This is a genomic window from Paraburkholderia caffeinilytica, from assembly GCF_046030355.1.
In the GTDB taxonomy this organism is placed as follows: Bacteria; Pseudomonadota; Gammaproteobacteria; order Burkholderiales; family Burkholderiaceae; genus Paraburkholderia; species Paraburkholderia caffeinilytica_B.
Window position 1 is genome coordinate 212779 of sequence record NZ_JAQQCQ010000003.1, and the last position, 13555, is coordinate 226333.

A 13555-nucleotide genomic window follows, 5' to 3' on the forward strand; every position below is an offset into this window, starting at 1 on the left:
CTCCAGAGATTGTTTTTTGCCGTGCCGCAAACCTGTTTGTTTGCGGCCAGTGATGACAGTCTAGAAGTCAGCCGATATAGGGTAAACCCCTAATAAGTGAATTCACTGTTGCTGGAATCAGCACAATCAATCAGCTTTCCGACAATGCCGGAGCCTGAGTTGCCTCTCCCGATGACAACACCGCGCTGCCGTTTCTGCCGCCCGTCACCTGCCGGTCGCTTCTCGGGCTCACGCCGAACCGCGCGCGATACGTCCGCGAAAAATGCGACGGCGACTCGAATCCGCATGCGACGCAAATCGATGTAATCGACATGTCGGTCTGTTGCAGCAACTCGCGCGCACGGGTAAGGCGCAGTTGCAGATAGAAATGCGTCGGCGTGTCCTTCAGCGACGCGCAGAACAACCGCTCCAGTTGCCGCCGCGTCACGCTGATCTCCTCTGCGAGCTGGTCAGGCGTCAGCGGCTCTTCCATATGCTGTTCCATTGCCCCGATCACCTGAATCAGCTTGCGGTTGTGCACGCCATAACGCGCGGCGATTTCCATCCGCTGATGATCCGAACGCTGCCGGATCCGGCTCACGACGAACTGTTCCGACACCGCCGAGGCCAGCGCCGCGCCGTGCTTACGGCCGATCAGGTCCAGCATCATGTCGATCGACGCCGTGCCGCCCGCACAGGTGATGCGCCGCGCGCCGATTTCGAACAGCTCCTGGCTTGCGTTCAGCGACGGATAGCGCTCGCTGAACGCCGACAACGCTTCCCAATGCACAGTCACGCTGTCCGAGCCGCTGAGGAGCCCGGCTTCCGCAAGAATGAAGCTGCCCGTGTCGATGCCACCGAGTGTCGCGCCGGCGCGCTCGAGCCGCTTCAGGCAATCGCCAAGCAGGCGCGTATAGCAGGCGAGCGGTTCGAAGCCCGCAACGACAAATACCGTCCGCGCCTCATGGACATCGGCGATTGCCGCATCTGCATTGATCGAAATACCGTTGCTGGCCGCCACCGGCGCGCCATCGAGACTCAGAATGCGCCAGCGGTAGAGATCGCCGCGAAAGCGGTTCGCCACGCGCAAAGGCTCGACCGCCGACATGAAGCCGATCGCCGAAAATCCGGGCAGCAGCAGGAACGACATATCTTCGGACATCGTGCGGATGACTCGATCAGGGACACGGAGGGACACAAGCCGCAAGCGAACGCGGGGTTCCGGGCGAGCGTAGCAAGCAGCGCGCGAACCGGCAAGGCGCTTCAAAATTCACCGCACCAATCGATGCTGCACCGCAAGAACGAACGATGCTGGTTTTCCCTCGTTGTCGCATGGAAGCAAGAACGGGTCGCTGAGGGTCGCTTTGGCAGGAATATGGGGCATTAACGTTACATCACTCGTGCAGCTCGAGCCTGACTCAGGGACAACTCAGGCGCAACTCGAGCACGATTCGAGCCGTATCGCGCAGGTCCGGGGGCCGCCCTGTTTTTCTCGCTGCGGCCGTTTCATAACACGCTGTTCAACGTGTCTGAAGGGGGAACGTCATGAAGTTACGCGTCAAAGCCTTGCTTGCCCATCTTGCCTGTCTGGCGACTGTCGTCGCTGCGTCGCCGGTACTCGCACAGGATCCCTCCACCTGCCGCGCGGTGCATTTTGCCGACATCGGCTGGACAGACATCACGTCGACCACGGCGCTCGCTTCGACCGTATTCGAGGGACTCGGTTATCAGCCGGTTACGACCGTCGCGTCGGTGCCGATTTCGTTCGCGGGCCTGAAGAGCAAACAGCTCGACGTGTCGCTCGGCTACTGGTGGCCCGTGCAGGAGAAAGCGATTGCACCGTTCATCGATTCGAAGTCGATCCAGGTGCTGCAACCGCCTAACCTGACCAGCGCTAAGGCGACCTTCGCTGTGCCGAGCTACGAATACGACGCCGGCCTGAAGACGTTCGCCGACATCGCCAAACACCGCGATCAGCTCGACGGCAAGATCTATGGCATCGAACCCGGCAGCAGCGCGAACGCGGCGATTCAGAAAATGATCGCCAACAATCAGTTCGGCCTCGGCGGTTTCAAGCTGATCGAATCGAGTGAAGCGGGCATGCTGGTTTCGGTGGACCGCGCCGTTCGCGAGAAGAAATGGGTGGTGTTCCTCGGCTGGGAACCGCATCCGATGAATATCCAGATCGACATGAAATATCTCACCGGCAGCGACGGCGTATTCGGTCCGAATGACGGCGAAGCACGCGTTTATACGCTGACGTCCCCCGACTTTCTGACGCGCTGCCCGAACGCGGGCAAGCTCGTGAGCAATCTGCGCTTTTCGACGCAACTGGAGAACGTGGTGATGCAATCGGTGATGAACAAAGAGAAGCCCGCCGATGCCGCCAAAGCGTATCTGAAGAAGAACCCGCAAGTACTGGATGCGTGGCTCGCAGGCGTAAAGACGTATGACGGTAAAGACGGCTTGCCCGCGGTGAAAGCCTATCTCGGGCTCTGACGCGGTCGGCTTGCATCCCTCCAGTCGTGTATTTCAATCCACAGGAATTAGCACGCATGAATCATGAAGTCATCGTGACCTGCGCGGTCACCGGCGCGGGCGATACGGTCGGCAAGCATCCGGCCATTCCCGTTACGCCGAAGCAGATCGCCGAAGCCGCGATCGAAGCCGCAAAGGCCGGCGCCACCGTCGCCCATTGCCATGTGCGCGATCCGAAGACGGGCCGCGGCAGCCGCGATCCGCAGTTGTATCGCGAGGTGGTCGACCGGATCCGCTCGTCAGGCACCGACGTGATCATCAATCTGACGGCGGGCATGGGCGGCGATCTCGAGATCGGTCCCGGCGAAGATCCGATGCGGTTCGGCGCGGGAACCGACCTTGTCGGCGGCTTGACGCGCCTCGCGCACGTAGAAGAATTGCTGCCGGAGATCTGCACGCTCGATTGCGGCACGCTCAACTTCGGCGACGGCGACTACATCTACGTATCGACACCCGCGCAATTGCGGGCCGGCGCGCAGCGTATTCAGGAACTCGGCGTGAAGCCCGAACTGGAGATCTTCGATACCGGGCACCTGTGGTTCGCGAAACAATTGCTCAAGGAAGGCTTGCTCGACGCGCCGCCGCTGTTCCAGATCTGCCTTGGCATTCCATGGGGCGCGCCCGCCGATACGACGACGATGAAAGCCATGGCGGACAGCCTTCCGCCAGGCGCGCAATGGGCCGGTTTCGGTATCGGCCGCATGCAGATGCCGATGGTCGCACAGGCCATGCTTCTCGGCGGCCACGTGCGTGTCGGCCTCGAAGACAACATCTGGCTGGACAAAGGGGTGCATGCCACGAACGGCACGCTGGTGCAACGCGCAGTCGAAATCATCGAACGGCTCGGCGGGCGCGCGCTGACACCTGCCGAAGGCCGCCGAAAACTCGGCCTGCCCGCGCGTGGCGAGCGGCAGTTGGAGCGGCGTGCCGCTGGACAGTACGCGTGACCCTGTCGTGTCTCCGTTGCGCGCGATACCGCGTGCCCGGAACCTGAGAACTCATAGGCAAAGGAAACATCAGCAATGGCAGTGATCGTCGATATCAAAACATTTGCGGCCATCGGTGCGGGCGTGATCGGCAGCGGCTGGGTTGCGCGCGCGCTCGCGCATGGCCTCGACGTCGTCGCGTGGGACCCCGCTCCCGGCGCGGAGAAGCAGTTGCGCGAGAACGTCGCGAACGCGTGGCCGGCATTGGAACGCGTCGGCCTCGCGGAGGGCGCGACGCCCGACAGGTTGCGCTTCGTCGATACGATTGAAGCCTGCGTCGAACAGGCGGATTTCATTCAGGAAAGCGCGCCCGAACGCGAAGAATTGAAGCTCGCCTTGCACGAACAGATCAGCCGTGCGGCGAAGCCGGATGCGATCATCGCCTCGTCCACTTCCGGTCTGCTCCCGAGCGATTTCTATGCACGGGCGGTGAATCCGCAGCGTTGCATCGTCGGGCACCCGTTCAACCCGGTGTATCTGCTGCCGCTCGTCGAAGTGCTCGGCGGCGAACGCACCGCACCCGCAACCCTCGACGCCGCGATGCAGATTTATCGTTCGCTGTCGATGCGACCGCTTCTCGTGCGCAAGGAAGTCCCCGGTTTTATCGCCGACCGTTTGCTCGAAGCGCTGTGGCGCGAAGCGCTGCATCTGGTCAATGAAGGCGTGGCGACCACGGGCGAAATCGACGACGCCATCCGCTTCGGCGCGGGCATCCGCTGGTCGTTCATGGGCACGTTCCTGACGTACACGCTGGCGGGCGGCGATGCGGGTATGCGCCACTTCATGCAACAGTTCGGACCGGCATTGGAACTGCCGTGGACTAAACTGGTAGCACCGCAGCTAACCGACGAGTTGATCGACCGGGTGGTGGACGGGACATCCGAACAGGTCGGGCCGCGCTCGATCAAGCAGCTTGAACGCTATCGGGACGATTGCATTACGAGTGTACTGGCAGCGATTGGGGAAGCCAAGGCGCGGCACGGCCTGCTTCCCACCGAGTGATGCCGCGTTGCGTGCCGCAGATACCTGGCTCCGCCTGGATGCGCCGGCGGCACGTCATCGCTGCGGCCCGCGCCGTTCGTTCTTAGGGACAAAGGAAACGATTGCCTATGTCAACGCCGCACCTTGCTTCACTGCCCTGCTATCGCGACGTCGTGCGCGCCGAGTGGGTCGACTATAACGGCCATTTGCGCGACGCGTTCTACATGCTGATTTTTAGCTTCGCGACCGATGCCTTGATTGATGTGATCGGGTTGTCTGATTCGGTGCGCAAGGAACGTGGCCGCTCGATCTATACGCTCGAAGCGCATATCAACTATCTGCATGAAATCAAGGAAGGCGTGCAGGTTCGCGTCGATATGCGCCTGCTTGGGCATGATGCGAAACGGCTGCACCTGTACCTCGAAATGTTCGCTGACGATGGCGTTGAACCGGTGGCCGCAGGCGAACAGATGCTGCTGCATGTGGATACGACGGGCCCGCGCGCGGTTGCCTTCGACCCGGATGTCGAGACCCGCGTGCGGGCATTGGCAGAAGCGCATTCCGTATTGCCGGCGGCCAGGTTTGCAGGCCGCGTAATCGGATTGCCTGTCAAAACGGCGTCATGGTAACGAGGGGAAATGAGCATGCTGGAGCCGGAGATCGCTGCATTCATCGAACGGACCGCTGCCATCTATGCGGGGCATTCGACTTCATTGCCGCCGGGCGAACAGCGTGCGATTTACGATCGCTATGCGGCGGCACTCACACCGCCCTTACCAGCCGATGTGATCGCCGAAGACGCCGTGTTTCGCGCGAGCGCCGGGCATCGGATCAGACTGCGGCTTTATCGGAACCGTAGAAAGGCAAACGGGACACCTCGTGGCACCGTGCTGTACTTTCACGGCGGCGGCTTCGTGCTTGGATCGCTGGATAGTCACGAGATCGTGACAGCACGTCTTGCCGCGGATACCGGACTCGATGTGATTGCAGTCGACTACCGGCTCGCTCCGGAACACCCTGCCCCTGCGGCGCATGATGATTGCCTCGAGATTACGGTTGCGGCATTGGCCGGCCAGTTGCCGTTCAATTTGCTATCAGACGGCGCACTGCAGTTGGCGGGGGATAGTGCCGGTGGCACGCTCGCTGCCGGCGTCGCGATGCGGTTGCGCGATGACGGTATTCAAGGCGTGCACGGACTTGCACTGGTCTATCCGATGCTCGGCACCGAACCACAAATGCCCGCGCGCGAAAGCGAAGCGCACGCGCCGATGCTCACGCTTGCAGATGTGCGTGCGTTTCGCGATCTGTATTGGGGCGAACAACCGCCTTACCCGGCGTGGACGATACCGCTCGATGCGGCACGTTACGACCGGCTCCCGCCGACGCTTGCCATAGGGGTTGAACACGATCCGTTACGGGACGACGCGAGGGTGTTTGTCGAGCGCGTCAATGCGGCCGGCGGACAGGCCCAGTTGTGGATTGGAAGCGGGCTCGTACATGGGTGCTGGCGTGCGCTCGAATCGAGCCCCGGTGTAAAGGCGTTGCATCGCACGGTTTGCCAGTTTCTCGGCGAGCATTCCGCGCTCTCGTGATGCGTCATGATGCGCCGACATCAGATCAATACTTCATCCCCAAGGACGATCCTTCAATCCACCATCGGCGAATCAATCCCTTCACGCTTCACGTCTGTGCCGCGCCGCCACTCCGCTTGAACGAGCTGGCAAAGAACAGCACCTGGTACTGCACCGCATTCGCCCAGTACGTCCACGTATGCCCGCCTGGCCGCTCCGCATAATCGTGCGGCACGCCCAACTCGACCAGCCGCGCATGCAGCATCCGGTTCGACTGAACGAGCGAATCGTTCACCCCGCAATCGATTGTCAGCGCAATATGCGCATTTCCAAAACTACGCGCGTTCTCGACAATGGCCTCGTTATTCCAGAAGTCGGCGTGACGAGTCGGGTCCCCAAACACCTGATCGATACCAGGCTCGTCCTCGCACCCGCGCGGATCGACCGCTCCGCTGATGCTTCCCGCGGCGCCGAACTCGTCCGGCCGGTCTAGCGCAATATGCAACGCCCCGAAGCCGCCCATGCTCAACCCGGTAATCGCGCGCGCCTCGCGTGACGCAATCGTACGGAAATGCGTGTCGATATATCCGACTACTTCTGTACCGACATAGGTTTCGTAACGGCTGCGCGGATCGACAGGGCTGTCGATATACCAGCTCTCGTGACCACCGTCCGGCATGACGAGGATCACGTGATAGCGGTCGGCCAGTTTGCCGATGTGCGAATTCGCGGTCCAGTCGGTGTAGTCGCCGCCTGAGCCGTGCAGCAAATAGACGACGGGGAAGCGGTCGGCCGCCTTGCCGTGCGCGTATTGGTCGGGCAGCACCACCGTCGCCTCGAACGACTTATGCATGGCCGCGCTGGGAATGGTGACGACCCTGGTCTGGAATGCCCAGACCGGATTCGTGAAAAGCAGCGTCAGAATGAACCAGAACGCAGAATGCATTTTCATGGTTTGTCGCTCTCCCCCTTTCTATGTGTTCGAAGAACACTGTCTGGCATCTGGCGGCAAAATTCTGTCAACGACTCTAGCAACGGCGACTTACAACCAAATTTCAGCGAAGCATACGGTCCCGTCAGCTTGGCGCCATGCCAGGGGGAGCTGGACCGGCCCAAACCGAACACCTATTCAACGATTACGTCCCGCACGTGAATGCGGGGACGGCAACGCTTTATTCAATGTGCGCTGAAAAACCGACCTGATCCGGCGCGACATCCGATCGCAATGTGAGCGCCGGGATGTCATACGCTCCGGCGTTCTGCGGGCGAAACGGTATCGGCGCGGTAGTCCAAAGGTCATCGAGACGTTGCCCGAGCGCATCCCGCACTTCTGAAAATCGTGCTTCGTCGATCCGGCTTGTCCGATGGATCACGAACGGCGGCAACACGTCGAAACCGGGGTAATACAGAACGCCGTGCTGGATGGGGAACAACACATCGTCGATCGGCCCGTTGATCCCCCGCGGGCTGTAATGCGACGCCCATCCACCGGTGGTGACGACCAGCATCGCCCGCTTGCCCGCCATGGCGCCTTCCCCGTAACGGTCACCCCAGCGCGCGTCGGAGTGCTCCCCGACGCCGTAAGCGAAACCATAAGCGTAGACGCGTTCCACCCAGCCTTTCAGGATTGCAGGCATCGAGAACCACCACAGCGGAAACTGCAGGATCACCGCATCCGCCCACTTCAGCTTTTCCTGTTCGAGCGCGATATCCGGGCTTTGCCGTCCGTCCCTGAAAGCACGCTTCGAATCGAGCGAGGGATCGAAACGAGCGCCGGGTTGCCTATCCAGGCTGTCGTTTGCATCGAGCGGTGCTTTCCAGTTCATCGCATACAGATCGGACACCTGCACGACGTGCCCGGCATCCTCAAGATGCTTGACTGAAAAATCTTTGAGGGATCCGTTCAATGACCGCGGTTCCGGGTGTGCATAGACGAGAAGAACATTCATGACCTGACCTCCATTGCGAGAAAGCATCAAGGTAGGCCACCGTCCGGTATATTGGAAATGAATTACCAACATGTCAGGTATTAGCATGAATAATCTCAGAAGACTGGATCTCAATCTACTGGTGACACTCGATGTCCTGCTGTCGGAGCACAACGTGACCCGCGCAGCCGAACGCCTGAGCTTTTCCCAACCATCGGTGAGCGTGCATCTTGCCAAGCTGCGGGATGTCTTTGGCGATCCGCTATTGCTGCCCGGGCCCCGAGGCATGCGCCCTACCGCGAGGGCCGAAGCATTGCGCGAACCTTTGCGCCAGGCGCTCGATGCACTTGACCACGCGGTGTCGCCGGCCAGCCCGTTCAATCCGGCCGAAGCGAGTCATACGTGGCGTGTCGCCGCGACCGACTATGCCGAATCCACGATCCTGCTGCCTCTCCTGCCCGGTTTGCGCGCGGCGGCGCCCGGCACGCGGCTCGCGATCGTGGAAGCGGCTCCGCCACGCATTGCGAAGCAGGCGGAACAGGGGGACATCGATCTGGCGTTCCACACCAGCGAAGGCGCGCCGCCCGGATTACGCCGACGGCTGCTTTTCAAGGAACGGTATGTACTGGCAGGCCGCGTGGATCATCCGCGCCTCAAGCGCCGGCCAACGATTGCGCAGTTCTGCAAACTGGAGCACGTGATCGTGTCGCCGGACGGTGGCGGGTTTAGCGGCGTCACGGATGATGCGCTGGCTAAGGTGGGTCTCACGCGCAGGGTTGTGCTTTCGGTGCCGCACTTCCTGTTCGTGATGTCGGTCCTCGCAAACACGGATCTCGTGGCGATGGTGCCGGCACGGTTGGTGCGCGGCAATGGCGCGCTCAGGGTCGTCGAGGCGCCGGTTGACGTGCCGGGTTATGAAATGGCGATGCTCTGGCATGAGCGCTCGCATCGCGACCCGGCGCACCAGTGGTTGCGGGAGTGCATTGTGGACGCGGTAGCGACGTGAATACCATAGATGCGCAGGCGCCCAGATGGGCGCCCACGCAATGTCAGGCTCTACGCAATCCAATCTCCGCCATCACGCTTCCCGATTCGCGCCCCCGATCGCATCCAGTTCCGCGCGCACCGCGTCGGTCAGGCTCAAGCGTGCTGCCTGCAGGTTTTCCCGCAGATGCCCGAGTGACGAAGTGCCCGGGATCAGCAGAATGTTAGGCGCACGATGCAAAAGCCACGAAAGCGCCACCTGCATCGGCGTTGCGCCGATGGTTTGCGCAATCGTGGATAGCGCCGACGACTGAATGGGCGTGAATCCGCCAAGCGGGAAGAACGGCACGTATGCGATGCCCTTCGCTGCCAGTTCATCGACCAGTGCGTCGTCTTCCCGGTGAACCAGGTTGTAGTGATTCTGTACGCAGACGATCTCCGCGATGCCCTGTGCCTCGACGATCTGGGCCGCGGTCACGTTGCTCAAACCGATATGCCGGACCAGCCCTCGCTGCTGAAGCTCGGCAAGCGCCGTCACCTGCTTTTCAATCGACCCTTCGGCAGGCGCATGCACGTTGCCCATGATTCGCATATTGACGACGTCGAGCGCATCGACACCGAGATTGCGAAGGTTGTCGTGAACGCCACGCTCGATATCTGCCGGCTCGAGCGCCGGCAGCCAGGCGCCGTCGTTGCCGCGAACCGCACCCACCTTGGTGACGATCACGAGGTTGTCCGGATAAGGATGCAGCGCTTCACGAATCAACTGGTTAGTGATGTGAGGTCCGTAGAAGTCGCTCGTATCGATGTGATTGACGCCCGACGCCACCGCTTCGCGCAATACGGCAATCGCTGCGTCACGGTCTTTCGGCGGCCCAAAAACACCGGGTCCGGCCAGTTGCATGGCGCCATAGCCCATGCGTTGCACGGGCTGGCCAGCCAGCGGAAATGTGTCCACGAGGGTGAAGTTCGACATGACGCGCTCCTTGATGTGAGGGGATGAGCACAGTGTGACGGGGATTGCGTTGTTCGATAATCCGTTCTAGATTGCACGGGTTGTTAAATATTTTGAACAATACCCATGGAATTTAACGATCTCGCCGCCTTCGTTTCGGTCGCCCGCGCCGGGGGCTTTCGCGATGCCGCGCGTATCAGCGGCGTCTCGGCCTCCAGTCTCAGCATTGCAGTGCGCCGTCTCGAGTCGAAACTGGGTATGCGCTTGCTCAACCGGACCACACGCAGTGTAGCCCCGACCGAAGCCGGACTGCGTCTGATCGAAAAGCTGACGCCCTTGTTCAGCGAGATGGAAGCCGCTCTGGACGTCCTGAACAGATTCAGGGACAAGCCGAGCGGCACACTCAAACTCAACGTACCGTCGAGCGCCGCACGCATCGTGTTGCCAACCGTCATTCCCCGGTTTCTGCAGGCCTATCCTGACATACGCGTGGAGGTCGTGGTGGAGGATGGCTTCGTCGACGTGCTGTCGATCGGTTGCGATGCAGGCATTCGCTATGACGAGCGGCTTGAGCAGGACATGATCGCGATTCCAATCGGTCCGCGCGTGCAGCGTTTCGCCACGGCCGCCGCGCCGGGGTATCTCGACGCGCATGGCAGACCCGAGCATCCGCGCGACCTGCTCTCTCATGCGTGCCTGCGTGGCCAGTTTGCCGGCGGCGCTACGCCGATCTGGTATTTCGAGCGCAACGGCGAAGTAGTGCAATTGAACCCCTCGGGCCCGCTTCTCGTGCGCCCCGGCGCGGCAATCGACCTTGCCGTCAGCACAGCGGTCGCAGGCGTGGGGGTGATTCATCTTTTCGAAGACATGCTGCGCCAGCACCTTGATAGCGGCGCGTTAGAGCCGATCCTGGAGCCGTGGTGGCAGCGCTTTTCGGGGCCGTTTCTTTACTATCCGGGACGTCGCCACCTGCCGGCGCCGCTGCGCGTATTTGTCGATTTCCTGAAGGCAGCGGAGTAGTGCGAGCAAGCGGTATTCCCGAGCAGCGATTGCGGCGATAATGGGGTGAAACTTCAGCAAGAACCTTTATCCCGATGCACCCAATATGACCGAATCACGCGTTAGCCCGCTGCGCAAATTTGCCGATTTTGTTCGCGAGCAACGGACGCACCTGACCGAGCAATGGATGAAAGCCGTTTTCGGCGATGACGACCTCGTCGAAGCGGACAAGCTCACTTATCAACAGCTCGCCGATCATCTGCCGGAAATTCTCGAAGGACTATGCCGGGCGCTCGACGTCGAAGATCTCGAACGCGTGGAGCCGGCGATCGAACGCGATGCGAAAAAACACGGCCTGGTTCGCTGGCGTCAGGGCTACCGGATCGAGGAACTCGTGCGCGAGCTCGATCTGTTTCACCAGGTGCTTGCCGACGCGCTGGAAGCATTCGCCGGCCAGGACAGCACGTTCACGCGCCGCCATGAAGGACGGGCGCGGCGCATGATCGCGGAAACCCTGAGCATGGTGACGCTCACGTCGATCAAGGAGGTGGTCAGCGAACGGGACCGCAAGATCGATGAATACACCGGCAGGCTCGAACGCGCCAATCACGAACTGACACTCAAGCAGCGGCTGGTTGGCGATCTTTACGAGTCGCGCATGCAGATCACTCGCAGCGTGGTCCACGATCTGCGCAATTTTCTGAACACGTTTTCCATTGCGCTGCAGTTGATCGAACGCGCGCCTTCAAAAGCCGACATGGCGCTGACGCTGGCCAACCGGCAAGCCTCGGACATGAAACAACTCGTCGACCAGATGGTCGAGTACTCCGTCGTACTCGGCGACGACACGTCGCTCACACTTGAATCCGTCGATCTGCATGAGCTATACGATGAACTCGTTGCCTCCTCGCGTCCGGCCATCGAGGCCAAAGGGCTGACGTTACGCGCAGCATTCGATCCGGCGCTATCCACGGTCACGTCCAATCGTCTGAAGCTTAAGCAGATCGCAATCAATCTGCTCTCCAACGCGACGAAATATACGAAATCCGGCGAGATCGGACTTGCCTTCGCAATGGCCGGTACCGATCATTGGTCGATTCACGTGTCGGATACCGGCGTGGGCATCGCAGCTTCGGATGCGAACCGCGTATTCGGCGAATTCGAACGCGCTGCGGGCGAAGATATTCCCGGCACGGGACTCGGTCTCGCGATTGTCAAAGAGCTCTGTCGCGTGCTGAATGGTCAGATCGACTTTGCATCGCGCGAAGGCGTCGGCACGACGTTCGAAATCCGCTTCCCGCTGGCGCTGTCTGAAACCGCTGTCTGAAACCGAATAACCGGCTGCGGGCTACCTCACTCATGACCAGTGCGCCGGCACCCAGACATTCCCCACCCAGTGCCCCGGCACCCACACGACAGGACGCGGCGCGGGCGCCACATAGACAACGCGCGGCGCGACATACACGGCAGGCGGTGGCGGCGGCGGAACGTAGACAACCGGAGGCGGCGGAACAACGACCGGAGTCGCTGCGACAACAACCGGCTTCGGTGCAACCACAACTGTCGTGCTGCCCGTCGTCACGACGCCGGCAGTCGTAACCGTTCCACTCGTCGTCACCGTGTTGCCGTGCGTCCCGGTCGTGCTCGTCGACGTCGTGACGACGCCCGGCGCTACACGCGTTGCCGTGCCCGAATGATTGACGGTCCCGCCATCAGACCCGCTGACCGTGCCGGAACGTGAGCACGACGCGCCCGCGCAACTGGTCGATGCCGAATGGTTGACCGTGTTGCCGTTCGAGCCCGTGACCGACCCGGACGACGAATACTGGCCAGGCGCGGTCCTGGTCACATCGCCAGAGGTCGTAGCCGTTTTACCGTCCGGTCCGGTAAGGGTGCCGGTATGGGAACACGTGCCGCCCGCACAATTGGTGTCGCCGGCGTGCTGAACCTGGTTGCCGTAGCGTCCGGTCGCGGTACCCGAATTCGAGAACTGGCCCGGCGCGTTGCGGGTGACCGTGCCGGTGTTGGTCGCCACACCGCCGTAGGGGCCGGCCACACCGCCAGCATGCGAACAACTGCCGCCGCCACACGAGCCATAACGCGCGCCGTTGTAGGTGCCGCGCGACGTGTAAGCGGTGCCGTGCTGCGACCAGGCGAAGGCGGAAGTGCGGCCGAGCGCGAGCACGGTGACGGTGGCGGTGAGTACGAGCTTGCGCAGCGTGCCGCGTAGGGATGCGACAGTGGTTACGGAAGCAGGCAAAGCGGCGGGGATTGCGACGACGGGCGAACGGTTTTTCACGGTATGTCCTTCTTGATTTCGGGCCACTTCTGCGCACTGCGGCGTGGCGACAGGCGGACTATAGAAGGACGTCCGGATTTAATCAGCAGCAAAGATATGTCACCCTGTTTCACCATGACGAAGGCCCGCCGGACAAGACTTTCCGGGCGATTCAACGGCGTCGTGAAATAGGCCGACATAAATTGATTCGGGTCAGGCGCCGTCGTCACGCAGGCGGCACCCATTCGGAGCGCGCGCTCACACGCCGTAAAACACATACCGTCGCGACACGAGATAAAAAACATCAGGACTACGCTTTTCCGCAAACGCGCGTTTACCCAAAATGGCCTGCTTTT

13 protein-coding genes are annotated in these 13555 nt (G+C 61.3%); 8 read left to right on the top strand and 5 right to left on the bottom strand.

Features of this window, described 5'->3' with window-relative positions:
- Positions 1-130 precede the first annotated feature (130 nt).
- Positions 131-1141 carry a GlxA family transcriptional regulator gene (locus PQQ95_RS05645; RefSeq protein WP_408435651.1) on the bottom strand — a complete coding sequence of 337 codons (1011 nt, stop codon included), beginning with the start codon at positions 1139-1141 and terminating at the stop codon, positions 131-133.
- A gap of 383 nt (positions 1142-1524) precedes the next feature.
- Between PQQ95_RS05645 and PQQ95_RS05650 the strand changes: the two genes are divergently transcribed.
- The 5 genes from PQQ95_RS05650 (at position 1525) to PQQ95_RS05670 (ending at position 6076) form a co-directional block, all read left to right on the top strand.
- Positions 1525-2478 (top strand): choline ABC transporter substrate-binding protein, encoded by a 954-nt coding sequence (locus PQQ95_RS05650; protein ID WP_408435653.1) that lies wholly within the window; start codon positions 1525-1527, stop codon positions 2476-2478.
- A gap of 56 nt (positions 2479-2534) precedes the next feature.
- Positions 2535-3464, top strand: coding sequence for a 3-dehydrocarnitine:acetyl-CoA trimethylamine transferase CdhC (cdhC, locus tag PQQ95_RS05655; protein ID WP_054042782.1), 930 nt, complete (start codon positions 2535-2537; stop codon positions 3462-3464).
- A gap of 75 nt (positions 3465-3539) precedes the next feature.
- Positions 3540-4505: an L-carnitine dehydrogenase gene (locus tag PQQ95_RS05660; RefSeq protein WP_408435655.1), complete on the top strand. Its 966-nt coding sequence runs from the start codon at positions 3540-3542 to the stop codon at positions 4503-4505.
- Between the two features lie 107 nt (positions 4506-4612).
- Positions 4613-5113, top strand: coding sequence for a thioesterase family protein (locus PQQ95_RS05665; RefSeq protein WP_408435657.1), 501 nt, complete (start codon positions 4613-4615; stop codon positions 5111-5113).
- Positions 5114-5128: 15 nt separating this feature from the next.
- Positions 5129-6076: an alpha/beta hydrolase gene (locus PQQ95_RS05670; RefSeq protein ID WP_408436112.1), complete on the top strand. Its 948-nt coding sequence runs from the start codon at positions 5129-5131 to the stop codon at positions 6074-6076.
- 88 nt (positions 6077-6164) lie between these two features.
- Here the strand turns inward: PQQ95_RS05670 and PQQ95_RS05675 are convergent, their stop codons facing one another.
- On the bottom strand, positions 6165-7007 hold the full coding sequence (locus PQQ95_RS05675; protein WP_408435658.1) for an alpha/beta hydrolase: 843 nt from the start codon (positions 7005-7007) through the stop codon (positions 6165-6167).
- Between the two features lie 220 nt (positions 7008-7227).
- Entirely contained in the window at positions 7228-8004 is a 777-nt protein-coding gene (locus PQQ95_RS05680; protein ID WP_408435659.1) for an NAD(P)H-dependent oxidoreductase, read from the bottom strand.
- A 70-nt stretch (positions 8005-8074) separates the two neighbouring features.
- Here PQQ95_RS05680 and PQQ95_RS05685 point away from each other — a divergent pair, with 70 nt between their 5' ends.
- On the top strand, positions 8075-8989 hold the full coding sequence (locus tag PQQ95_RS05685) for a LysR family transcriptional regulator (RefSeq protein ID WP_408435660.1): 915 nt from the start codon (positions 8075-8077) through the stop codon (positions 8987-8989).
- A gap of 72 nt (positions 8990-9061) precedes the next feature.
- Here PQQ95_RS05685 and PQQ95_RS05690 read toward each other — a convergent pair whose 3' ends face one another.
- The gene (locus PQQ95_RS05690; RefSeq protein WP_408435661.1) at positions 9062-9943 is read right to left on the bottom strand and encodes an aldo/keto reductase family oxidoreductase; all 882 of its coding nucleotides are present in this window, start codon (positions 9941-9943) and stop codon (positions 9062-9064) included.
- 105 nt (positions 9944-10048) lie between these two features.
- Between PQQ95_RS05690 and PQQ95_RS05695 the strand changes: the two genes are divergently transcribed.
- Entirely contained in the window at positions 10049-10942 is an 894-nt protein-coding gene (locus tag PQQ95_RS05695) for a LysR family transcriptional regulator (protein WP_408435662.1), read from the top strand.
- A gap of 85 nt (positions 10943-11027) precedes the next feature.
- A complete protein-coding gene (locus PQQ95_RS05700) occupies positions 11028-12248 on the top strand; it encodes a sensor histidine kinase (RefSeq protein WP_408435663.1) in 1221 nt (406 codons plus the stop codon).
- A 30-nt stretch (positions 12249-12278) separates the two neighbouring features.
- Here PQQ95_RS05700 and PQQ95_RS05705 read toward each other — a convergent pair whose 3' ends face one another.
- Positions 12279-13220, bottom strand: coding sequence for a hypothetical protein (locus tag PQQ95_RS05705; protein WP_408435664.1), 942 nt, complete (start codon positions 13218-13220; stop codon positions 12279-12281).
- Between the last annotated feature and the right edge of the window lie 335 nt (positions 13221-13555).